Origin of the sequence: Micromonospora sp. NPDC005203 (assembly GCF_042872705.1) — a bacterium.
GTDB lineage: Bacteria > Actinomycetota > Actinomycetes > Mycobacteriales > Micromonosporaceae > Micromonospora.
This window is the reverse complement of sequence record NZ_JBIAKV010000001.1, coordinates 628,563-651,311: the sequence shown is the minus strand read 5'-3', so window position 1 is coordinate 651,311 and position 22,749 is coordinate 628,563. Positions and strand designations below refer to the sequence as shown.

Below are 22,749 nucleotides of genomic sequence, written 5' to 3'. Positions count from 1 at the left end.
CCGGCTCAGCCTCCGTGGTAGAGGTTCTGCGTCGGCTCCACGCCCCTGACGATCACCGACTCCACCACGTCGGCGGCCCGGTCGACCAGGAAATCCAGCTCCTTGCGCTCCGCCGTGCCGAAATCCGACAGGACGTAATCCGCCGGATCCTGCCGCCCCGGCGGTCGGCCGACCCCGAACCGGACCCGGGCGTAGTCCTTCGTCCCCAACGACTTCGACATCGAGCGCAGGCCGTTGTGCCCGCCCTCACCGCCGCCGAACTTGATCCGCACCTGACCGAAGTCGATGTCCAGCTCGTCGTGGACCGCGATCACCTGCGTCGTCGGCACCTTGTAGAACTGGGCCAGGGAGGCCACCGGCCCGCCGGAAAGGTTCATGTACGTCAACGGCTTCGCCAGCACCAACTTCGGCCCGCCGAATCCCAGCCGCGCCTCGGCGACCTCGGCCACCGCCCGCTTGTGCCGGCCGAACCGCGCGCTCAACCGCCCGGCCAGCAGGTCGGCCACCATGAACCCCACGTTGTGCCGGTTCCCGGCGTACTCCCGACCCGGGTTGCCCAGGCCGACCACCAGCCACGGTCCCGCCGCCTCGTCCGTCACGACCCGTCCCTTTCGACGCTCATCCCACCCGAAACGTCGACAGGCGCCCCCGAACGTCCGGGAGCGCCTGTCGCAAAGCTGGAACTGATCAGGCCTCGGTACGCGCCTCGGTGGTCTCGCCGCCCTCGGCGGTGTCCGCACCCTCGGAGCCCTCGGTGGTCTCGCCAACCTCGGCCTCGGCCTCGTCGGTGGCCACCTCGATCTCGGGCAGCGTCGCCTCAAGCTGCTCGGCGGTGGGGGCAGCGGTCACCGATGCGACGGTCAGCTCCGAATCGGCGACCAGCTCGACGCCGGACGGCAGCTTGACGTCGGCGGCGGTCACCTGGCTGCCCGCCTCCAGGCCCTCGATCGACGCCTCGAGGTGGTCCGGAACCTTGGTGGCGTCGGCGGTCACCGAGAGGGTGTCGTGGTCGTGCACGATCAGGGTGTCCCGGGCGGCCTCGCCGGTCAGCTGCACCGGAACGTCGACGGTGACCTTCTCGCCCCGGCGGACCAGGATCAGGTCGATGTGCTCGAAGGTGTCCCGGATCGGGTCCCGCTGGATCGCCTTCGGCAGCGCCAGCACCTGGGTGCCGTCGGCGATGTCGATCGCGAAGAGCTGGTTGGCACCGCCCTTGCGGATCGCGGCGGCGAACTCCCGCGACGGCAGCGCGATGTGCTTGGGCTTCTCGCCGTGGCCGTAAAGCACGGCAGGCACCAAGCCGGCCCGGCGGGTACGGCGGGCACCACCCTTGCCGAACTCGGTGCGGGGCTCGGCGCTGATCTTTACCTCGGACACGGGGAAACTCCTGATGCTTTTCGCTGCGGCGGCTTGTCGTCTTGCGGTGCTGGGGCGAGGGGCTCGCTGGGGCTCATGCGTCATGAACGACTGCCCGGAGCACCGCGTCGATGACGGTGCCTCCGTGCGGCGCTTTTCAGCGGCCCGCCGGGCACCCTCGCCGTGGCAACCGCACCAGTCTACCCGAGCTGTTTCCAGGGTTTGCGGCAGTCCCCGTTCACGGCTCCAGACCGGCGCGTCGACGGCGTTCCCATCGGCGTGCCAGCCCCGTTTCCCACCAGACTGCCAGCTTTGTACCCACCGGCGCGTCGAATGACGAAACGGGGCGCACCCCTCAGCTCAGGCCACCGAAGAGGGTGGTCACCGACCCGTCGTCGAAGACCTCCCGGATCGCCCGCGCCAGCAGCGGCGCGATCGACAGCACGGTCAGCTTGTCCAACTGCTTCTCCGGCGGCAGCGGCAACGTGTTGGTCACCACGATCTCGCTGATCGAGCTGTTCTTCAGGCGTTCCGTGGCCGGGTCCGACAGCAGCGCGTGGGTGGAGGCGACCACGATCTCCGCCGCCCCCGACTCCTTGAGGATGTCCGCGGCCTTGGCGATCGTGCCACCGGTGTCGATCATGTCGTCGACGATCAGACAGACCCGGCCCTCCACCTCGCCGACCACCCGGTTCGCCACGACCTGGTTCGGCTTCATCGGGTCGCGGGTCTTGTGGATGAACGCGAGCGGGCAACCGCCGAGCCGGTCGGTCCACCGCTCGGCCACCCGCACCCGGCCCGAGTCCGGTGCCACCACTGTCATCGGCCGGCCGGCGTACTTGTGCTCCACGTACTCGGCCAGGATGTCCATCGCGAAGAGGTGGTCCACCGGGCCGTCGAAGAAGCCCTGGATCTGTGCGGTGTGCAGGTCGACGGTGAGGATACGGTTGGCGCCCGCGGTCTTCAACAGGTCCGCCACCAGCCGGGCGGAGATCGGCTCCCGGCCGCGGTGCTTCTTGTCCTGCCGCGCGTACGGGTAGAACGGCAGCACGACGGTGATCCGCTTGGCCGACCCCCGCTTCAGCGCGTCCACCATGATCAGGGTCTCCATGACCCAGGTGTTCACCCCGTGCGTGACGGACTGCACCACGAAGGCGTCCGACCCACGCACCGAGTCTTTGAACCGTACGAAGATCTCGCCGTTGGCGAACTCGTACGCGTCGGCGGGGGTCGGCGCGATACCGAGCACCTCACCGATCTCCTTGGCCAACTCCGGAAAGCCACGTCCGGAAAAGAGCATCAGGCTTTTGCGGTTTTCGGCGACGATGCTGCCCATGGGCCCGTCTGCTCCCGTTTTGTCGGCGGTACCCGACCCGGTGGTGGTGGGTCGGGGACTATTCGGTTGCAGTATCTCCCGCGCCGGATGTGCCGCCCACCGTCTCGGTCACCCCGTGCATTGCCTCACTGTCGCTTGCCGCGCCGGCCACCTCCGACGCACCCTCCGCGTCGCCGGAACGCTGCGCCGCCTCGGCCGCCGGCGTACCGGCCCGCCGCTTCGCCACCCAGCCCTCGATGTTGCGCTGGCGCGCCCGGGCGACACCCATCGCGCCCGCCGGCACGTCGTCCACGATCACCGAGCCGGCCGCCGTGTACGCGCCGTCGCCCACCTCGACCGGCGCCACGAACATGTTGTCCGCGCCCGTCCGGGCGTGGCTGCCGATCACCGTGCGGTGCTTGTTGACCCCGTCGTAGTTGACGAAGACCGAGGCCGCGCCGATGTTGGTCTGCTCGCCGATCGTCGCGTCACCCACGTACGTCAGGTGCGGCACCTTCGAGCCGGCGCCGATCTCGGAGTTCTTCACCTCGACGAACGTGCCGACCTTCGCCTTGTCGGCGAGCCGCGCTGCGGGCCGCAGGTACGCGTACGGCCCGACGCTGGCGCCCGCGCCGACCTCGGCGCCGACGGCGTGGCTGCGGACCACCGACGCGCCGGGGCCGACGAGCGTGTCGATCAGGGTGACGTCCGGCCCGACCGACGCCCCCGCACCGACCACCGTCGCGCCGCGCAACTGGGTGTTCTGGTCGATGACCGCGTCGCGGTCCAGTGCCACAGTCACGTCGATCCAGGTGGTCACCGGGTCGAGCAGGCTCACCCCGGTACGCATCCACACCTCGTTGACCCGGTCGCGCAGCAGCCGGCGCAGCGCCGCCAACTCCACCCGGTCGTTGCAGCCCAACGTCTCGACGTGGTCGACGGCCATGTGCACAGCAACCGGCTCACCCACGGAACGGAGCAGGCCGAAGACGTCGGTCAGGTACTCCTCGCCCTGGTCGTTGTCGGTGGAGAGCTTGCTCAGCGCCTCGCGCAGCCGCACCGCGTCGAACGCGTAGATGCCGGCGTTGATCTCCCGGATGGCGCGCTGTGTCGCGTTGGCGTCGCGCTCCTCGACGATCTGCTCCAGGCGGCCGTCGGCGTCCCGGACGATCCGCCCGAGCCCGGTCGGGTCGGGCACCTCGGCGGCCAGCACGGTGGCCGCCGCAGCCGCCTCCTCGTGCGCGGTCACCAGCGCGCCGACCGTCTCGGGACGCAGCAGCGGCACGTCCCCATTGATCACCACGACCGTGCCGGCGCCGTCCGGGACGGCGTCCAGCGCGATCCGCACGGCGTGTCCGGTGCCGAGCTGTTCGGCCTGGAGCACGGGCGTGCTGTCGGGTGCGATCTCGGTCAGGTGCTCCCGAACCTGGTCGGCGCCGTGCCCCACCACGACGACGGTCCGGTCCGCGGCCAACGGCGCGGCGGCGCTCAGCACATGACCGAGCAGCGTCCGACCGAGCAGGGGGTGCAGCACCTTGGGCAGTGTCGACTTCATCCGCTTGCCCTCACCGGCGGCGAGTACGACGACGGTACGAAGGTGGGGCTGGGGCACGACGTGGCTCCCGTCGGGACGGCGGACACTTTCGCGGCCATGCTAGCCGCGAGGCCCGGCACCTTTCCCTCTTACCCCCACCTGACCCTAAAACGGACGTAGATGGGCAGCTCGGCCGCCAGGGTTCGAACCTGAAATACGGGTACCAAAGACCCGGGTGTTGCCAATTACACCACGGCCGATCAGCGACGCGAGGGCATCGCGCGGGGGATGGCACCCCGCCGCTACACCTTAGCGCCCCGGCCGCCGGACGCCATCGCTCATCCCTCCGCCCCGGCAAGCGTTGATCAACACCGCCTCACTGCGGTCGGGCCGTCCGGGCGCTTGGCCCACCGCGCCACCACCCCGGTGATCATGGAGTTGTCGCCCAACACGGCGACGACACGCGCGGACAACCTCATGATCAACGCGTGGGGTGGGGGTGGGCCGCCCTCCCCGGGGCGCCGTCCGCACGGCACCTCACCTGGGACTCTGGCTGGCTACGCGAGGAGCGTTCGAAACTTCCCCGTGCGATCTACGGAGCCGTAAGTTACGGTGACGTAGGCGTAGCTTCGTGATCGTCATCGTCCCCCTGCGAGGTCTCATGTCCACCACCCTGCTCAATCCGAACCCGGCCGCCAGCGGTCCGAAACCACTCACCGACGGCAGCCAGGCTCCCGGCATCCTGGCCGCCCTCTGGGCCTTCGTGGTGATCCCCTTCGTCGCCCTGCTGGTCGCCGTGCCGGTGGCCTGGGGCGGCTGGCTGGGCTGGACCGACGTGGTCATCGGCCTGGTCTGGTACGTCGTCTCCGGGCTCGGCATCACCGTCGGCTTCCACCGCTATTTCACGCATGGCTCGTTCAAGGCCAAGCGCTGGCTGCGCGTGTCGCTGGCGGTGGCCGGGTCACTGGCGGTGCAGGGCGAGATCATCCAGTGGGTCGCCGACCACAGGCGCCACCACGCGTTCTCCGACCTGGAGGGTGACCCGCACTCGCCCTGGCGCTTCGGCACCAGCTTCTGGGCGTTGACCCGGGGCCTGTTCCACGCGCACGTGGGCTGGTTGTTCCGCCGGGAGCTGTCCAACCGGGAGCGTTTCGCCCCGGACCTCATCGCCGACCGGGACATCAGTCGGGTCGACCGCCTCTTCCCCGTGCTGGTGGTCATCTCGCTGCTCGGCCCGGCGCTGATCGGCGGCCTGGTGACCTGGTCCTGGCAGGGCGCGCTCACCGCGTTCTTCTGGGCCGGGCTGGTCCGGATCGGCCTGCTGCACCACGTCACCTGGGCGATCAACTCGGTCTGCCACGTCTACGGCGAGCGTCCGTTCGCGATGCGCCAGGGCGACCGCGCGTCGAACTTCTGGCCGCTGGCGATCCTGTCGTTCGGCGAGAGCTGGCACAACCTGCACCATGCCGACCCCACAAGTGCCCGGCACGGTGTGCTGCGTGGTCAGGTGGACATCTCCGCCCGGGTGATCTGGTTGTTCGAGAAGACCGGCGCGGCGACGCAGGTGCGCTGGCCAAAGCCGGAACGCCTCGCCGCGAAGCTGGTGAAGCCGGTCGCATCCCGCTAAAACCGGGCGGTACGCCGGGTTGCTGCCTGGCAGGATGGCCGGATGACCGAGCCACGCGGTGCAACCGGACGGCTCGGCAGACGGGGGTCGGACCCGATCCGGGTACGGTCGGACGGCGGCAGGGCGGCCGGACCGGCAGCCAGTGAGGCGACGACGTGAACGGGCACAGCGGAGGCACCATTCCACGGCAGGGCGTCACCGAGCGCCAGCGAGGCGGCGACATGCCTGAGGTCACTGATGGTGAGGGTGTCGTCGGCCGGCGGGTGACACCGCCGGTCCCGGCGCCGAAAGCGAAACCCGCCTCCCGAGTCCGCATGTCGGCGGCCCAGCGACGCGAGCAGTTGATCGCGACCGGACGGCAGCTCTTCGCCGAGCGCGGTTTCGACGCCACCTCCATCGAGGAGGTGGCGGCCCGCGCCAAGGTCTCCAAACCTGTGGTGTACGAGCACTTCGGCGGCAAGGAAGGCCTCTACGCGGTGGTGGTGGACCGGGAGGTCCGGGCCCTGCTGGACCGGATCACCACGGCGTTGACCGCCGGGCACCCGCGGGAGCTGCTGGAGCAGGCGGCGTTGGCCCTGCTGACCTACATCGAGGAGGAGACCAGCGGTTTCCGGGTGTTGGTCCGCGAGTCGCCGCTGATGTCCGGCACGGCCACCTTCAGCAGCGTGATGAACGACGTCGCGCACCAGGTCGAGCACATCCTGGGCGCCGAGTACAAGAGCCGGGGGTACGACCCGAAGCTTGCCGAGCTCTACTCGCAGGCGCTCGTCGGCATGGTGGCGCTGACCGGCCGCTGGTGGCTGGAGGTGCGCAAGCCGCGCAAGGAGACGGTGGCGGCACACCTGGTCAACCTGGCCTGGAACGGGCTGTCGCACCTGGAGGCGAAGCCGACGCTGATCACCGCCCGGCGGCACTGACCAGTCGTCAGCGGCGGTGCACGTCGGCCACCGGGTGTTTACGGTTCGTCAGCTCCGCCTCGGCGTGTTCCGGTGGGCCGATCTTGTCGTACAGGCCGGTGCCGAGCAGGATCAGGCCGAACAGCATCGACACGATCACCGTCGACATCGAGAAGTTGAGGAAGTTCGCCCCGGTCTGTAGCACCGACATCATCAGGATGCTGGCCACCAGGAACACCACGCCGGCCGTGAGGTTCATGTAGTGGCCGAGGTTGGTGCGCCGGGACGCCCCGATGATCAGGACGACTCCGAAGACCACCGAGGCGAGTGAGAAGGCCAGGTTGGTTCGCAGCCCGAGGGCCCAGGTGCTGCTGCGGTCGAACAGCGGGTCGCCGATCGTCTCGGCGACACCCCAGACGCCGAAGACCAGGATGTAGACGCCGATCAGACCGGAGAGGACCCGGTAGAGCGGCCGTGCCGGATGGTTCACCGGAAAGTGCGGCATACCAAGACCCCCTGATGTGACCGTTTCAGGGGGAATTGTCACCCAGCTAAGAACCAACTGTCCGAAGAACCCCAAAGCCGAAAGGGTCCGCCGAATGGCAGGACCAGGTCAGCCTTTCGCCGGAGCCCGAGCTGCGCAGGGATCAAGCCTGACCGCCCGGAGCAGCTCGGGCTCCGGCGAAAACCCACAACCGCAACCAAGAACGGAAGCTCAGAGAACGAGACGAGCCTTGTGGAACGCCTCCGCCTCCTCGTCCGTCCCGACCTTGCCGTACATCCCGACCATGAGCAGCACCAGGGCGACGGTCATCACGACGATGACGGTGACGATGCTGAAGTTGAGGATGTTGGCGTCGGTCCGGATGAAGGCGAGGCTGCCCAGGCTGATCACCATCAGGGCGTACGACAACCACTGGTTGATCGCCACGTCGATATTGCGGCCGAGCGCGGTGCCGACCAGCACGACGAGCCCGAGCAGCACGCTGAGCAGCGAGAAGCCGAGGTTCGTGCCCTGGCCGATGACCCGGGTGTCATCCTGGGCGAGGATCTCGTTGCCGGTGCTCGCGATGATGCCGAGCACACCGAAGACCACCAGGTACAGACCGGTCAGCCCGCCGATCGCCCGGTAGATCGGCCGCGCGGGGTGGTTGACGGGGGTGTGGGCCATGTCTGAGTCTCCAACGCCGTGGGGTAGGTGTCGCCGACGATTGTCCCGCACGTGGCGGTGTGACGCCGCACACGGCCCCCGGGCCGGTGCGTCCGGCCCGGTCAGCTCTCGGGAAGCTCCTCGGCGAGCGTCATCCAGGTCTCCTCGATCCGCTCCCGCTCGGCGCGCAGATCCTTGAGCTGAGCGTCCAGGTCGGCGACCCGGGCATAGTCGGTGGCGTCCGCCGCGAGCTGGCCGAGCAGGGTGGTCTCGCGCTGGTCGAGCTTGCCGAGCTGCCGTTCCAGGCGGGACAGCTCCTTGCGGGCCTGGCGGACCTCGGCGGCGGACATGCCGCCTCCCGAGGCGGGCGCGGCGGTCGAGGTGACGCCCGCCCGCGAGAAGCCGGCTCGCTCCGCGGTCCGGGCGAGGTATTCGTCGACACCGCCCGGCAGGTGCACCAGCCGGCCGTCGCCGAACATCCCGTACGCGGTGTCGGTGACCCGCTCGATGAGGTAGCGGTCGTGGCTCGCCACGATGATCGTGCCGGGCCACGAGTCGAGCAGGTCCTCCAGCGAGGCGAGGGTGTCGGTGTCCAGGTCGTTCGTGGGCTCGTCGAAGAGCAGCACGTTGGGCTCACCGGCGAGCAACCGCAGCATCTGCAACCGGCGGCGTTCCCCACCGGAGAGGTCACTGACCGGGGTCCAGAGCCGCCGGTCGTCGAAGCCGAACACCTCGGCGAGCTGCGCGGCGGAGACCTCCCGGTCGCCGAGCTGCACCCGGCGGGCGACCTCCTCGACGGCTTCGAGGACCCGCAGGTGCCCGGGCAGCTCGCTGAGCTCCTGCGACAGGAACGCGGGTCGCACGGTGGAGCCGGTGCCGAGGCGACCACCGTCGGGGCGGGTGATGCCGGCGAGCATCCGCAGCAGCGTGGTCTTGCCGGCGCCGTTGGCGCCGAGAATGGCGATCCGGTCCCCCGGGCCGACCAGCCAGGTGACGTCGCGCAGGATCTCCTTCGGGCCGGCGTGCAGCTCGACGTTCTCCAGGTCGTACACCTGCTTGCCGAGCCGGGAGGTGGCCATGCGTTGCAGGGACATGGTGTCGCGCGCCGGCGGCACGTCGGCGATCAGCGCGTTCGCGGCGTCGATGCGGAACTGGGGCTTCGAGGTCCGGGCCGGCGGCCCACGGCGGAGCCAGGCGATCTCCTTGCGGAGCAGGTTCTGCCGGCGGGCCTCGGTGGCGGCGGCGACGCGCTCACGCTCGACGCGGGCGAGGGTCCAGGCGGCGAACCCACCCTCGTAGGCGCGGACGGTCTGGTCGGCGACCTCCCAGGTGTTGGTGCAGATCGCGTCCAGGAACCACCGGTCGTGGGTGACCACGACCAGGGCGCCCTTGCGCCCCACCAGGTGCCGGGCCAGCCAGTCGACCCCGCCGACGTCGAGGTGGTTGGTGGGCTCGTCGAGGATGAGCAGGTCGGAGTCGCGAACGAGCAGCGCGGCGAGCGCCACCCGTCGCCGTTCGCCACCGGACATCGGGCCGACCGGCTGGTCAAGGCCGAGGTGCGGCATGCCGAGGCCGTCGAGGATGCCCCGGACACCGGCGTCGCCGGCCCACTCGTGTTCGGCGCCCATGCCCTCGTCGAGCCAGGCGGTGCCGAGGACGACATCCCGGACGGCGGCATCGGGCGCGAGGGTGAGTTGCTGCGGCAGCCAGAGCACGCGGAGGTCGCGGCGGTGGGTCACCCGGCCGTCGTCGGGGTCCTCCTGCTTGGTGAGAAGCCGCAGCAGGGTGGACTTGCCGGCGCCGTTGAGGCCGACCACGCCGATCCGGTCGGCGTCGTCCAGGCCGAGCGAGACGTCCGTGAGCAGCCGCCCTGCCGCGCCGTACCCCTTGGACACCCGGTCCAGATTGACGATGTTCGCCACGTTCCACCCTTCATGATCAAGGCGTCCGGGTGCCGGCGGGCACCTGGACGCCGACCCCAAGGGTACGCGGACCCGCCCTCCTCCCGCGATCTTGCAGTTACTGCCGCGACATAAGTGGACAATCCACGTATTTCGGCGACCGAAAGTGCAAGATCGGCGGGGCGCAGGGGCGTGCGGGCGTGGGGCGTGCGGACGCGCCGTCAGCCGACCCGGGCGCCGGCGACCGGACCGTGCGCGACCCGCGCCTGACGGCACACGCCGGCAGCGGTCAGCTCGGCGGCGATCCGCTCCGCGTCGGCGGCGTCGGCGGCGAGGAACACGCAGGTCGGCCCGGAACCCGAGACGATGCCGGTGAGCGCGCCGGCCGCCTCACCCGCCTTGAGCGTGTCGGCCAACGCCGGGCGCATGGCCAGCGCGGCGTCCTGGAGGTCGTTGCCGAGCATCCGGGCCAGCACCCGGGGATCGCGCTGGCGCAGCGCGCCCAGCAGCCCGTCGGTGCTGCCCAACGGGTCACCGGCGGCGCCGGCGTCGCGGAGCCGATCCAACTCCCGGTACGCGGCCGGGGTGGACAGGCCGCCGTCGGCGAACGCCACCACCCAGTGCCAGGAGGTGGGGCGGACCAGCACCGGGCTGATCGCCTCGCCCCGGCCGGTGCCCAGCGCGGTGCCGCCGTAGATCAGGAACGGCACGTCGGAGCCCAGGTCGGCGGCGATCCCGGCCAGCTCGTCGCGGGACAGCCCGGTGCCCCAGAGCGCGTCGCAGGCGACCAGCGCGGCGGCCGCGTCGGCGCTGCCACCGGCCAGCCCACCGGCGAGCGGGATCTGCTTGCGCAGGTGCAGTCGGGCGTGCGGCAGCACCCCGGCGTACCCGGCGAGAGCGTGCGCGGCGCGGATCACCAGGTTGCTGTCGTCGAGCGCCAGCTCGCCGGTGCCCTCGCCCTCCATGGTCAGGGCGAGGGTGTCGCCCCGGCGGGCCGTCAACTCGTCGTAGATGGAGATGGCGTGGTAGACGGTGTTCAGCTCGTGGTAGCCGTCGCGGCGCAGCGGACCCACCCCGAGGTGCAGATTGACCTTCGCGGGCACCCGGACCCGCACCGGCCCGATGGCCCCGTGCCGCTCGTCCTCGCCGTCGGGTCGCCAGGCCTCGGTCACGGGGTGATGTCCCGCACGCGCAAACGGATGTCGAACGGCTTTGCCACGATCAGCTCCTCGGCAGAGTCAGCGGCCAGCTCGTCGCGGCCGTCGACCAGGTCGTACGCGTACACGTGCACCGGATCCTGCTCGACGCGCCAGCAGTGCGGGATCCCGGCATCGGCGTAGTCGGCAGGCTTCTCCAGCCGGTCCCGCCGACGGGTGCCGGGCGAGCCGACCTGCCGGACGGGATCCGGGGTCCACATCCCGTGGGCGGCGGGCTCGATCGGCTGCGCGGTCACTCGTACACCTCCTCGGCGGGCACGGCGCCAGCCTACTTCGCGGTACGCGTACCGGCCGGAGCCGACGCGGCGATGGCGGCGAACTGCTCGACGGTCAGCGACTCCCCCCGGGCGCCGGGGTCGACGCCGGCGGCGGTGAGCGCGGCGGCGGCCCGGTCCGGGCCACCGGCCCAGCCGGCCAGGGCGGCGCGCAGCGTCTTGCGGCGCTGCGCGAACGCCGCGTCGACAACGGCGAAGACCTGCTTGCGGGGTACGTCGGCGCGCGGCGGTTCGTGGCAGGTGAAGGCGACCAGACCGGAGTCGACGTTGGGCACCGGCCAGAACACGTTCGGCGGCACCTTGCCGGCGCTTCGGGCCTGGGCGTACCAGGCGAGCTTGACCGACGGGATGCCGTACACCTTGGAGCCGGGACCGGCGACGAGCCGGTCGGCGACCTCCTTCTGCACCATCACCAGGCCGTGCCGCAGGGTGGGCAGCACGGCGAGCAGGTGCAGCACCACCGGCACGGCCACGTTGTAGGGCAGGTTCGCCACCAGCGCGGTCGGCGGTGGGTCGGCCAGCTCGGCGGCGTCGACGCGCAGCGCGTCGGCGCGGTGCACGGTGAGCCGGTCGGCGTCCGCGCCGGCGTGCCGGGCGACGGTCTCCGGCAGCGCACCGGCGAGCACCGGGTCGATCTCCACGGCGTGCACGTGCCCGGCGACCGGCAGCAGGCCCAGGGTCAGCGAGCCGAGCCCGGGGCCGACCTCCAGGACCACGTCGTCGGGGGTCAGCCCGGCGGCGGTGACGATCCGGCGGACGGTGTTCGGGTCGTGCACGAAGTTCTGGCCCAGCTTCTTGGTGGGCGCGACGCCCAGCCGGGCGGCGAGTTCCCGGATCTCCGCCGGGCCGAGGAGACCGGTCATGGCTGGCAGCGTAGCGACGGGGTCGGGGCCGACCGTCGGGCCGGGCTCACCACGGGCCGAAGGCCCGGTCACCGGTGGCGGAGATGGCCGCGCACAACTCGTCCAGGTCACTGCCGGTGGTCGCGGCGAGCGCGCGGACGGTGAGCGGGATCAGGTACGACGCGTTCGGCCGCCCCCGGTGCGGCGTCGGCGTGAGGTACGGCGCGTCGGTCTCCACCAGCAGTTGGTCCAGCGGGGTGAGCGCGGCGGCCTCCCGCAGGGCGGTGGCGCTGCCGAAGGTGACGGTGCCGGCGAAGCTCAACAGGTAGCCCCGGCGCACGCACTCGCGGGCGAACTCGGCGTCACCGGAGAAGCAGTGCAGCACCACCGTCTCCGGTGCACCCTCGTCGTCGAGGATCCGCAGCACGTCGGCGTGGGCGTCCCGGTCGTGGATGACAAGCGCCTTGTCGTACCGCTTGGCGATGGCGATGTGCGCCCGGAAGCTGGCCTCCTGCGCGGCACGCCCCTCGTCGCCGGTCCGGAAGAAGTCCATGCCGGTCTCGCCGATCCCCCGGACCCGGTCGCGGGCGGCGAGAGACTCGATCTCCCGCAGCGCCTCGTCGAGGTCGTTGAGGCGGGGCGCCTCGTTGGGGTGCAGCGCCACGGTGGCCAGCACGGCGGGATACCTGTCGGCGGTGTCCGCGCCCCATCGCGAGGAGGCGACGTCGACCCCCACCTGGACCAGCCGGTCCACGCCGACCGTGGTGGCCAACGAGATCGCCACCGCGACCGGGTCGTCGGCCGGCCCGCCGCCTGGCACACCGGCCTCACTCACCGTGATGTCCAGGTGGGTGTGGCTGTCCAGCACCGGCCGGGGCAGCGGCTCGGGGGCGGGCGGGAACTCTCCGGCCCGCCGGGCGGCACGCTCTCGACGGGATTCAGTGGGCTCGCTCATCAGCGACAGCATCACACACCGGGCCTGTCCATCTGCCCGCCACCCGACGTTCACCCCGACTACGCCGCGCGACTCTACCGTCGCCACCGAGCGAGCGAACCCAGTAGAGGGAGGTGGCAGCATGAGCGTCACACCCCACGCGAGCGGCGCGGCCGACGAACGCACCGGGCTGCACGTGGCGTTCGGCGGGGGCGTCTACCCGGCCGAGGAGATCGCCCGGGGCGCCGCGTACGAGCTGTTCAGCGCCGACGAGGTGGCCGGCTTCGAGTGGGCGCCCCGACCGGGCAGCGCCCTGCCGTGGCACCGATTCGTGCACGTCACCGAGGTGACCGCGGTACACGGCGCCGACGAGCCCGCCGACGAGCCGGAGACACCGCTGATGGTGCCGGCGCACCGCGAGCGGGGTTGGGCGTACCTGCACCAGCTCAGTCAACAGCCCGCCGCGGCGGCTGACCCGACGCTGGGCGCGGCACGGGCGTCGGCGGTGGTCCGGCGGGGCACCCGGATGGTCAAGGTGCTCTCCGCCCAGCAACTCGCCGGGTACGTGCGGGGTTGGTTGCCGCACGGCTTCTGCTACCGGGAGCACGACGTGGCGCACCTACGTACGCCGGCCACGACGACGGTGCTGCGGACCGACGGTGAGGTCGGCAGGGACGGTCCGGAGGTGGCGTACGCATTGCGGTGGCGGGCGTCCGACCCGGGCGACTACGACGTGCCGGTGGGTGAGGCGCACCGCGGCCTGACCGCGCTGGGATCCCGGGACCGGATCGGCGCGCCGGTGCTGGGCACGGGCTTCGTGCCGAGCAACGGTCACCTCATCCCGGAGTTCATCACCCGCGACTTCGCCGACCTGCCGATGCCGGCGAACGCCGCCCTGATCGCCTATCCGGCGGAGGGGGTGGAGGTGGTGCTCTACACCTACCAGGCCGAGCAGCGCGGTTGGCTGCGGATGGTGGGTCCGCAGTGGCGGCACCTGCTGGCCGCGGTGCCGGGCCTCTCCCCGGACCAGGAGTACGTGCCGAACGCGGACGTTCCGCGCTCCACCCAGCTTGTCGGTTGGTACGGCGACAACGAGTACGAGGCGGTGGCCGACCTGCCCGGCGGGTTCCGGGTGCTGGCGAAGACCCGGGCGGCCCGTTATCCGGTGAACGCGGTGGCCCGCCGGGTCCGATTCGCCCAGTGGCGGAGCGTGCCGTGCCTGGTGCTGCGGGAGGAGGCCGGTTGGTTGCGGGTGCGGCTGCGCTACCCGAACCCGGACGCGGTGGTCGCGACCGGTGCGCAGTGCCAGGAGCGGGGGGTCTACGAGGCCTGGGCGCCGGGCGCCGAGGTGACCGACGACCAGGTGATGGACGCCCGGTACGTGGTGTGACGGCCCCGGGCGGCAGGATGACCCGCCGCCCGGGGCGTTACGTGTTCAGTTGGCCAGCCGGGCCAACTCCTCGTCGACGATCGACGGGTCGAGCTTGCGGAACACCGGCTTCGGCGCGGCCAACGGCCGGCCCGCCTCGACCGACACCGACTCCCAGCGCGCGCCGACGGTGTAGTCCCCGGTCAGCACCGGGTACGCCGGACCGCCGTCCAGGTCGTCGACCTGCTCGATGACCGGCATCGGCGCGTGTACGCCGGTGCCGCCGAGCAGCTCGTGCACCTGCTGCGCGGAGTGCGGCAGGAACGGGGTGAGCAGCGTGTTGGCGTCGCTGATCACCTGGAGGGCGACGTGCAGGATGGTGCCCATCCGGGGCTTTTCCGCCTCGGCCTTGAGCTTCCACGGGGCCTGCTCGGACAGGTACCTGTTGGCCTCGGCGACCACCTTCATGGCCTCGCCGATGGCCTGCTTCTGCCGGTGCCGGCCGATCAGGTCGCCGACTCCTGTGAAGCCGGTCCGGGCGACGGCGAGCAGCGCCTCGTCGGCCTCGGTGAGCCCGGCCGGATCGACCGGCGGGATCGCGCCGAAGTTCTTCGCCGCCATCGAGACGCACCGGTTGACCAGGTTGCCCCAGCCGGCGACCAACTCGTCGTTGTTGCGGCGGAGGAACTCGGCCCAGGTGAAGTCGGTGTCGTTGCTCTCCGGGCCGGCGGCGGCGATGAAGTACCGCAGCGCGTCGGCGTCGTAGCGCTCCAGGAAGTCGCGAACGTAGATGACCACCTTGCGGGACGAGGAGAACTTGCGCCCCTCCATGGTCAGGTATTCGCTCGACACCACCTCGGTGGGCAGGTTGAGCCGACCCAGTTCGCCCGGCTCACCGTCGCGGGAACCCTCGCCGGAGTATCCGGAGAGCAGCGCCGGCCAGATCACCGAGTGGAAGACGATGTTGTCCTTGCCCATGAAGTAGTAGGACCGGGCGTCCTTACCCTCGCCGTCCGTGGACCACCACCTGCGCCACGCCTGCGGGTCGCCGGAGCGGCGGGCCCACTCGATCGACGCGGACAGGTAACCGATCACCGCGTCGAACCAGACGTAGATCCGCTTGTCGGGCCGGTCCCGCCAGCCGTCCAGCGGGATCGGCACGCCCCACTCCAGGTCCCGGGTGATTGCCCGGGGCTGGAGGTCGTCGAGCAGGTTGCGGGAGAACCGCAGCACGTTGGGCCGCCACCCGTCCCGGGTGTCCAGCCACTGCCGCAGCACCTCGGCCAGGGCGGGCAGGTCCAGGAAGAAGTGCTCGGTCTCGACGAACTTCGGGGTCTCCCCGTTGATCCGTGACCTGGGGTCGATCAGGTCGATCGGGTCGAGCTGGTTGCCGCAGTTGTCGCACTGGTCGCCGCGCGCGCTGTCGTACCCACAGATCGGGCAGGTGCCCTCGATGTAGCGGTCGGGCAGGGTGCGCCCGGTGGACGGGGAGATCGCGCCCATGGTGGTCTTCGGCACGATGTAGCCGTTGCGGTACATCCCCTCGAACAACTCCTGCACCACCGCGTAGTGGTTGCGGGTGGTGGTGCGGGTGAACAGGTCGTAGGTGAGGCCGAGGCCGTGCAGGTCCTCGACGATCACCCTGTTGTACCGGTCGGCCAGCTCGCGCGGGGTCACCCCGTCGGCGTCGGCCTGCACCTGGATCGGGGTGCCGTGCTCGTCGGTGCCGGAGACCATGAGCACGTCGTGGCCGGCCATCCGCATGTACCGGGCGAAGACGTCGGAGGGAACGCCGAAACCGGAGACGTGGCCGATGTGGCGGGGGCCGTTGGCGTACGGCCAGGCCACTGCCGCGAGAACGTGACTCATGAGCAGTGAGCCTAGTGACCCGTCGGGGACATCCGCGAACCAATGGGGGGTGCCGGGCCGGCGGACCGGACCGACCACCCCGCCCAATGGTCCGATTTGTCGCCGACACGCGGCTCAACTGCCCGAAACGCCCTCCCGATCGGTGTGCAATGAACCTCGTGACTGGCAGACGAGCGGCGCGGGATCACGAGGAACCTCCCACCGGCCCGACGGTCGACGGCGACCCCGAACCGGCCGCACCCCGCGGTGCCGGGGTCGCGCCCCAGCCTCGGCCGGTGCCCGGTGTCGACCCGGCCTCCGCGCCGCGACCGAGCCCGGCCGCACGTCCGGGCGCTGCCACACGACCGAGCCCGGCCCCACGACCGGGCACTGCCCCACGACCGGGCACTGCCGCCGATGGGCCGGCGGAACAGCAGCACACGCCGTCCGGACGGGCGGTCGCGCCGAGACGCGACGACGCCATGAATCTCGCCGCCACCCCGGCCCGGCCCACGCCGGCCGCACCGACGCCCACCCCGGCCCGTCCGACCCCGGCGGCACCCGTACCCAGCCCAGCCCGGCCCGACCCGCCGGTCCCACCGGTCGGCGCGGAGGCCGTCGAGGTGGAGCCGACCACCGGGGCGCCGGTGGACGCGGTGCCGAGTCGGGTGCCCGTTCGACAGCAGAGCAGCAGGGCGCGGGGCCTTCGGGCCGGCGGTGACCAACCGGACGACGACGGCGCCTTCTGGGCGCCGATCGAGCAGGTGCACTGGGACGGCACGCCGGTCCGGGAGGACCCGTCGCCGAGGCGCGACCGCGGCTCACGCCAGGCGCGACGGCGCGCGCCGAGCCGTGGCGTCCCACCGCCGGATCCGCTGCCCGGGCTCGCCGCGCTGGTCTCGCTGAGCCTGGTCACGGCCTTCTTCGCCTGGGTCAGCGCCGGCCCGTTCTGGCTGGCGGTCGGGCATGCGCGGGCGGGCACCGTGGTGATCGTCGAGTGCACCGGCGGCGGGCTCACCCAGCGGTGCCGGGGGATCTTCACGGAGCAGGACGGGCGGTTCGTCGCGCACGGGGTACGCGTCAGCGGTGTGCCCGCCGGGGCGGACGCGACCGGCACACCGCTACCGGCGCGGATGACCGGCTCCGACGGCGGCACCGCGTACGCGGACACCGGACTGGTCCGGCACCTGCGCTGGCTGCCCGGTCTACTGGTGGTGCTGTGCTGCACCGCCGGCATCGTCAGGTGGACCGGGTCGACCCGACTGCCCGGCCGCCGGCACCGCCGCTGGGCCGTGGCGGTCGCCGTCACCGGCCCGGCGCTGATCACCGTCGGCTTCCTGGTGGCCGCCTGGTGAACCCGCCGTCCGCCGGGAGCCTCGGTCAGCTGTGCACGATCGTGTAGACGTCCCGGCGGCGCAGCGCGTACTCGGTCGCGACGTCGGTGATGGCGTCGCGGCGGGACCGGCCGGCGGCCTCCCGCTCAGCGACCGCCGCGCGCAGGGTGTCGTCGTCGGGGCGCTCCGGTGCGGTCACCAGCGCCCCGGCCACCACCAGGGTGATCTCACCGCGCGGGTCGCCCTCGGCGGCCCAGCGGGCCAGCTCGCCGAGAGGGCGGCGGAGCACCTCCTCGTAGGTCTTGGTGAGTTCGCGGCAGAGCGCGGCCGGCCGGTCCGCGCCGAACGTGTCGGCCAGGTCGGTGAGCGCCGCGCCGATCCGGTGCGGGGCTTCGAAGAAGACGAGCGTGCGCGCCTCGGCGGCGAGGGCGCGCAGCCGGGATCGGCGGGCACCGGGGGTGCGGGGCAGGAAGCCCTCGAAGCAGAACCGGTCGCAGGGCAGCCCGGACACCGCCAGGGCGGTGGTGACGGCGCTCGGCCCGGGAGCGACGGTGATCGACGCCCCGACGTCCAACGCGGCCCGCACCAGCCGGTAGCCGGGGTCGGAGACGCTCGGCATTCCCCCGTCGGTGACAAGTGCCACCACGTATCCGCCGAGGATGACCTCGACCAGCTCGGGCGTACGCCGCTCCTCGTTGCCCTCGAAGTAGGAGACGATGCGACCGCCGACGGTGATGTCGAGATCGCGGGCCAGCCGGGTGAGCCGGCGGGTGTCTTCGGCCGCGACGACGTCGGCGCTGATCAGCACCTCCCGAAAACGGGCCGAGGCGTCGGCGGGGTTGCCGAGCGGGGCACCGAGCAGGATCAGGCGCCCAGCTTCGGACATTTCACCCACGAATTCGTCTCCTTCATCGACAGCGAGTACCGGTATCGGGGACGACGGGCGCCACCGAGCACCTTGGCAGCCTACGATCGCCGGGTGACGAGTGCGTCGACTGCGCAGAGCCCGAGCGCCGATCCTGCCAAGATGGTCGAGGTGACGGGCGAGCCCAGCCCACACCAGGAGCCGACGGCGCCGCCCGCCGGTGACGGCGGCGTGCCCGCCCAGATCCGGCGACGGTTCGCCACCATCGACAGCCAGGTGGACCGCTTCTCCTGGGCGGCCACAGCCGTGGTCGTGGCCATCGCGGCGATCCTGCGCTTCGTCGGGCTGTCCAGCATCAAGGGCAAGATCTTCGACGAGACGTACTACGCCAAGGACGGCTACGGGCTGATCAGCCGGGGCGTCGAATGGAACTACAAGGACAACGGCCCGTCGTACGTCGTGCACCCACCGCTGGGCAAATGGCTGATCGGCCTCGGCGAGTGGGCCTTCGGCTACCAGGACGCCGACTCGAAGGTTTCGGTCCCCGGGCACCTGATGACCACCGCGCCGGAGTTCGGCTGGCGGTTCTCGGCGGCCGTGATCGGCACGCTGTCGGTGTTGCTGCTGGTGCGCATCGGTCGGCGGATGTTCCGCTCGACGGTGCTCGGCTGCGCCGCCGGCCTGCTGCTCGCCCTGGACGGCTTCCACCTGGTGCTGTCCCGGGCGGCGCTGCTCGACATCTTCCTGCTCTTCTTCGTGCTGGCCGCGTTCGGCGCGTTGGTGCTCGATCGGGACGCCCGCCGCCGCCGCTGGGCACGGGCGCTTGACGACGGGCTCGACCTGAGCCAGCCGGGCCGGGCCGGCCGACCGCCGACCGGCTGGCGCACCTGGCCGTGGTGGCGGTTGGCTGCCGGCGTGCTGATCGGCGGCGCCTGCGCCGTGAAGTGGAGCGCCCTGTACTTCGTCCCGGCCTTCGCGCTGCTGGTGATTCTCTGGGAGGTCGGCGTCCGCCGCTCGGCGGGGGTCCGCCGGCCGTGGCGGGACGCCCTGCTCAACGAGCTGCCCTGGTTGGTGCTGGCCGGCGTGCTCATGATCGGCACCTACCTGGCCACCTGGTCGGGTTGGCTGATCACCGACGACGGCTACTACCGGCTCGCGTCGGCCTACCCGGCCGCCCATCTCAGTGACCGACCGGTGATCGGCCCGCTGATCAACCTCTTCGAATACCATCGCGCGGCCTACGGCTTCCATGCCCAACTCGACGACGCGCACAAATACCAGTCGTGGCCCTGGCAGTGGTTGCTGCTCGGCCGCCCGGTCGCGTTCCACTGGTCCGGTGACGGCGCCTGCGGCGCGCCGACCTGCGCCTCCGAGATCCTGCTGTTGGGCACCCCACTGCTCTGGTGGTCCTTCCTGCCCGCCCTGGTGGCGCTGGCCTGGCTGGGCGTGGCTCGGCGCGACTGGCGGGCCGGTGCGATCCTGCTCACCGTGGCCGCCGGCCTGCTGCCGTGGTTCTGGTTCGCCCTCGACGGCCGGACGATGTTCTCGTTCTACGCCGCGCCGGCGCTGCCCTTCCTGGTGCTGGCGGTGGTGTACGTGCTGGGCGCGCTCATCGCTCCCGCCGGGGGTGACGTGGGCACGGTGACGCCGCTGGTGCCCGGCGACCCGAGTTACGAACGCCGACTGGTGGGCAGCATCGCGGCCGGGGCGTACGTACTGCTGGTGGCGCTCTGCTTCGCGTACTTCTATCCGATCTTCGTCGGCAAGCTCATCCCGTACTCGGACTGGTTGTCCCGAATGTGGCTCGACGGCCGGTGGATATAAGCACCGACAGGCGACGCGCCGCACAGCGCGACGAAGAAGGGCCCGCACGCCGTAGCGTGCGGGCCCTTGACGACAAAGACGCGCGCCCCGATCGCCTGCCACGGGGGAAGCGGGCGATTGGGGCGCGCATGAAGAGCTTAACCACCCCGCACCACCGGCACAACGGGTCAACTTAAGTCAGATTTCCGACCGATGGCGGCCGAACCGATGCTTGCCATTGGCCAGTTGACCGAGGGTGACCTGACGTGGACCCAGCGCGCGAAACCGGCCGGCCGGCGATGCTCGTCGACTCGGGCCGGGAGCGGCCGGACCGGAACCCACGCCAACCCAAGTGATCATCCAAAGTGGATCTCACTACACTGCGGGCCGTGATCAACTACAGACGATCGGCGGCTGTCCTTCTCGGACTGTTGGCGACCACCGCACTGGCCGGGCCGGTCCCGGCGCAGGCCGACGAGGAGCCGGTGCCCGAGCCTCCACGGGTTGAGCTGGTGCTCGACGTCAGCGGCTCGATGCGTGCCGCCGACATCGACGGACGCAGCCGGATCTCGGTCGCCCAGCAGGCCTTCAACGAGGTGGTGGACGCACTGCCGCGGGACACCCAGCTCGGCATCCGGGTGCTCGGCGCGACCTACCGCGGCAAGGACAAGAAGGTCGGCTGCCAGGACACCCAGCAGATCGTGCCGGTCGGTCCGGTGGACCGCTCCGCGGCCAAGGCCGCGGTGGCGACGCTGCGGCCGACCGGGTTCACACCTGTCGGCCTCGCACTGCGCTCGGCCGCGCAGGACCTGGGCACCGGAGCCACCACCCGGCGCATCGTGCTGATCACCGACGGGGAGGACACCTGCGCGCCGCCGGACCCGTGCGAGGTGGCCCGCGAACTCGCCGCCCAGGGCACCAGCCTGGTCGTCGACACCCTCGGCCTGGCCCCCGACGAGAAGGTCCGGCGACAACTGCTCTGCATCGCCAGCGCGACCGGCGGCACCTACACCGCCGCCCAGAGCGCCGAGGAGCTGACCGGCCGCATCAAGCAGCTCGTGGAGCGGGCCGGCGAGACCAACACCCGGGCGCCGACGATCGTCGGCGGCGCGAACGCCTGCGACACGGCGCCACTACTCGCCCCCGGCGTCTACGCCGACCGGGAGGCGTTCTCCGAGCACCGCTACTACCGGGTGCCGGTACGCCCCGGGCAGGAACTTCGCGCATCGGTGAGCATGGCGCTGGACCGAGCGGTCAACCGGGACTACGGGGTGCTGCTGCGGGCCACCGCGGCGGACGGCCGGGAACTGGTCCGGGGCGCGGACGCCGGCAGCGGGCGAGCCGACGTGCTCTCGGCCGGACTGCGCTGGTCCGCCACGGCCGACGACGAGGATGCCGCGCGAATCAAGGAGAGCGCCACCCCGGTCGTCGAACCCACCACCGTCTGCCTGGTGGTGAGCAACTCGTTCGCCCCACGCCCCGGCACCGCGGCGACTCCGGGCCTGCCGGTGGAGTTGACCATCGACGTGGTCGCCGCCGCGCCCGCGCCGGACGGACCGGATCTCGGCCGAGGTTGGACCCTGCTCGCCCTGCTCACCGTCGTCGGCCTGCTCGCCGGCCTGCTCGCCGGCCTGCTCACCCGCTGGTGGGTCGCCACCTGGAGGGAGAACTGATGCGTATCGCACTGTCACGTTCGCTGGCGGCCCTGCTCGCTGCCGGCGGAGCCGCGCTGCTCCCCCCCGCCCCGGCCGTCGCCGCGCCGACCCCCTCCCCCGGAGCCACGCCGGTGAACCGGGCCGGCACGTCGTTCCTCGGCGCCACCCCGATCGCCCCCGGTCAACCGGTGCGGGTGGACGCCTCGATCGGCGACCACCTCTACTGGTCGTTCCCGGCGACCGCCGGTCAGGTGCAGGAGATCGCCGCCACCGTCACCTTCCCGAAGGGGCGCAGCGGCGCATCCACCTGGACGGTCGACGTCTTCGACGGTCTGCGGCGGCGCCAGGCGTGCACGGCGGGGGCGCAGACCCCGACCGCGGACGCCACGGCGACGAGCGTGGCGCTGGGCTGCACGCTGCGCGAGGTGCGGCCGTGGGCCGAGCCCTGGTCGGCCGACCCGCTACCCGGCCCGTACGTCGTCCGACTCTCCGTGATCGACCTGCCCGAGCCGGACCTGGGCGCGCCGATCGACGTGGACGTGCTGGTCGCCACCATCGCCGACCGGGGCGCCTCGGCCGACGACGGCGAACTGGCCGCACCCCTGGTGCCGAACACCAGGGCCGGCACGGTGCTCGACGCCGTACCCCCGGTGGACCCCGCTGCCGACGACCAGAGCGACCCGCTCACGGACCGGCTGCCGGATCTCGGCTCGCGGTGGATCTGGACCGGCATCGGCGGCGTGCTCGCCGCAGTCGCCGGCATGGTCGGCTTCGGCCTGACCCGACGACCCCGGCGTCGCTGACCCGCCCGCACGCCCTGGTGGCCGC

Annotated in this window: 20 protein-coding genes and 1 tRNA gene; 7 read left to right on the top strand and 14 right to left on the bottom strand. The window is 71.7% G+C overall.

The genetic code is table 11. The annotated features are described in order from the left end of the window. Positions 1–5 precede the first annotated feature (5 nt). From pth to ACFYPM_RS03220, 5 genes are all read right to left on the bottom strand, one after another. Positions 6–599 (bottom strand): aminoacyl-tRNA hydrolase, encoded by a 594-nt coding sequence (gene pth, locus ACFYPM_RS03240; protein WP_387190749.1) that lies wholly within the window; start codon positions 597–599, stop codon positions 6–8. Between the two features lie 88 nt (positions 600–687). Next, on the bottom strand, positions 688–1,377 hold the full coding sequence (locus ACFYPM_RS03235) for a 50S ribosomal protein L25/general stress protein Ctc (RefSeq protein WP_387190746.1): 690 nt from the start codon (positions 1,375–1,377) through the stop codon (positions 688–690). A gap of 334 nt (positions 1,378–1,711) precedes the next feature. Next, entirely contained in the window at positions 1,712–2,692 is a 981-nt protein-coding gene (locus ACFYPM_RS03230) for a ribose-phosphate diphosphokinase (protein WP_355010207.1), read from the bottom strand. Positions 2,693–2,750: 58 nt separating this feature from the next. Beyond that, entirely contained in the window at positions 2,751–4,283 is a 1,533-nt protein-coding gene (gene glmU / locus ACFYPM_RS03225; RefSeq protein WP_387190745.1) for a bifunctional UDP-N-acetylglucosamine diphosphorylase/glucosamine-1-phosphate N-acetyltransferase GlmU, read from the bottom strand. A gap of 110 nt (positions 4,284–4,393) precedes the next feature. Further along, positions 4,394–4,465: transfer RNA gene (locus tag ACFYPM_RS03220), tRNA-Gln, on the bottom strand. A 401-nt stretch (positions 4,466–4,866) separates the two neighbouring features. Here ACFYPM_RS03220 and ACFYPM_RS03215 point away from each other — a divergent pair. Together ACFYPM_RS03215 and ACFYPM_RS03210 are read left to right on the top strand one after the other, a co-directional pair. After that, a complete protein-coding gene (locus ACFYPM_RS03215; protein ID WP_387190743.1) occupies positions 4,867–5,832 on the top strand; it encodes an acyl-CoA desaturase in 966 nt (321 codons plus the stop codon). Positions 5,833–6,053: 221 nt separating this feature from the next. Continuing rightward, a complete protein-coding gene (locus ACFYPM_RS03210; RefSeq protein WP_387190741.1) occupies positions 6,054–6,749 on the top strand; it encodes a TetR family transcriptional regulator in 696 nt (231 codons plus the stop codon). 7 nt (positions 6,750–6,756) lie between these two features. Here the strand turns inward: ACFYPM_RS03210 and ACFYPM_RS03205 are convergent, their stop codons facing one another. The 7 genes from ACFYPM_RS03205 to ACFYPM_RS03175 form a co-directional block, all read right to left on the bottom strand. After that, positions 6,757–7,233 carry a DUF4383 domain-containing protein gene (locus ACFYPM_RS03205; protein ID WP_387190739.1) on the bottom strand — a complete coding sequence of 159 codons (477 nt, stop codon included), beginning with the start codon at positions 7,231–7,233 and terminating at the stop codon, positions 6,757–6,759. Positions 7,234–7,443: 210 nt separating this feature from the next. Continuing rightward, complete coding sequence (locus ACFYPM_RS03200) at positions 7,444–7,899, bottom strand: DUF4383 domain-containing protein (protein ID WP_387190737.1); 456 nt, start codon at positions 7,897–7,899, stop codon at positions 7,444–7,446. A 101-nt stretch (positions 7,900–8,000) separates the two neighbouring features. After that, the gene (locus tag ACFYPM_RS03195; protein ID WP_387190735.1) at positions 8,001–9,800 is read right to left on the bottom strand and encodes an ABC-F family ATP-binding cassette domain-containing protein; all 1,800 of its coding nucleotides are present in this window, start codon (positions 9,798–9,800) and stop codon (positions 8,001–8,003) included. 200 nt (positions 9,801–10,000) lie between these two features. Further along, positions 10,001–10,951 (bottom strand): 4-(cytidine 5'-diphospho)-2-C-methyl-D-erythritol kinase, encoded by a 951-nt coding sequence (locus tag ACFYPM_RS03190; protein ID WP_387190733.1) that lies wholly within the window; start codon positions 10,949–10,951, stop codon positions 10,001–10,003. Beyond that, positions 10,948–11,232: a Uma2 family endonuclease gene (locus tag ACFYPM_RS03185; RefSeq protein WP_387190731.1), complete on the bottom strand. Its 285-nt coding sequence runs from the start codon at positions 11,230–11,232 to the stop codon at positions 10,948–10,950. Before ACFYPM_RS03185 ends, ACFYPM_RS03190 begins: the two co-directional genes overlap by 4 nt. 32 nt (positions 11,233–11,264) lie before the next feature. Then, positions 11,265–12,134, bottom strand: coding sequence for a 16S rRNA (adenine(1518)-N(6)/adenine(1519)-N(6))-dimethyltransferase RsmA (gene rsmA / locus ACFYPM_RS03180; protein WP_387190728.1), 870 nt, complete (start codon positions 12,132–12,134; stop codon positions 11,265–11,267). 46 nt (positions 12,135–12,180) lie between these two features. After that, positions 12,181–13,080, bottom strand: coding sequence for a TatD family hydrolase (locus ACFYPM_RS03175; protein WP_387190725.1), 900 nt, complete (start codon positions 13,078–13,080; stop codon positions 12,181–12,183). Positions 13,081–13,189: 109 nt separating this feature from the next. Between ACFYPM_RS03175 and ACFYPM_RS03170 the strand changes: the two genes are divergently transcribed. Further along, positions 13,190–14,437, top strand: coding sequence for a hypothetical protein (locus ACFYPM_RS03170; protein WP_387190722.1), 1,248 nt, complete (start codon positions 13,190–13,192; stop codon positions 14,435–14,437). A gap of 45 nt (positions 14,438–14,482) precedes the next feature. Here the strand turns inward: ACFYPM_RS03170 and metG are convergent, their stop codons facing one another. Then, positions 14,483–16,285 (bottom strand): methionine--tRNA ligase, encoded by a 1,803-nt coding sequence (metG, locus tag ACFYPM_RS03165; RefSeq protein WP_387190719.1) that lies wholly within the window; start codon positions 16,283–16,285, stop codon positions 14,483–14,485. A gap of 461 nt (positions 16,286–16,746) precedes the next feature. Here metG and ACFYPM_RS03160 point away from each other — a divergent pair, with 461 nt between their 5' ends. Then, on the top strand, positions 16,747–17,619 hold the full coding sequence (locus ACFYPM_RS03160) for a hypothetical protein (RefSeq protein WP_387190716.1): 873 nt from the start codon (positions 16,747–16,749) through the stop codon (positions 17,617–17,619). A 25-nt stretch (positions 17,620–17,644) separates the two neighbouring features. Here the strand turns inward: ACFYPM_RS03160 and rsmI are convergent, their stop codons facing one another. After that, complete coding sequence (gene rsmI / locus ACFYPM_RS03155; protein WP_387191440.1) at positions 17,645–18,484, bottom strand: 16S rRNA (cytidine(1402)-2'-O)-methyltransferase; 840 nt, start codon at positions 18,482–18,484, stop codon at positions 17,645–17,647. A 141-nt stretch (positions 18,485–18,625) separates the two neighbouring features. Between rsmI and ACFYPM_RS03150 the strand changes: the two genes are divergently transcribed. From ACFYPM_RS03150 to ACFYPM_RS03140, 3 genes are all read left to right on the top strand, one after another. Further along, positions 18,626–20,287 carry a dolichyl-phosphate-mannose--protein mannosyltransferase gene (locus ACFYPM_RS03150; RefSeq protein ID WP_387191438.1) on the top strand — a complete coding sequence of 554 codons (1,662 nt, stop codon included), beginning with the start codon at positions 18,626–18,628 and terminating at the stop codon, positions 20,285–20,287. A gap of 368 nt (positions 20,288–20,655) precedes the next feature. Further along, a complete protein-coding gene (locus tag ACFYPM_RS03145) occupies positions 20,656–21,939 on the top strand; it encodes a VWA domain-containing protein (protein WP_387190713.1) in 1,284 nt (427 codons plus the stop codon). Beyond that, positions 21,939–22,724: a peptidase gene (locus tag ACFYPM_RS03140; RefSeq protein ID WP_387190710.1), complete on the top strand. Its 786-nt coding sequence runs from the start codon at positions 21,939–21,941 to the stop codon at positions 22,722–22,724. Before ACFYPM_RS03145 ends, ACFYPM_RS03140 begins: the two co-directional genes overlap by 1 nt. The last annotated feature ends 25 nt before the right edge of the window (positions 22,725–22,749 follow it).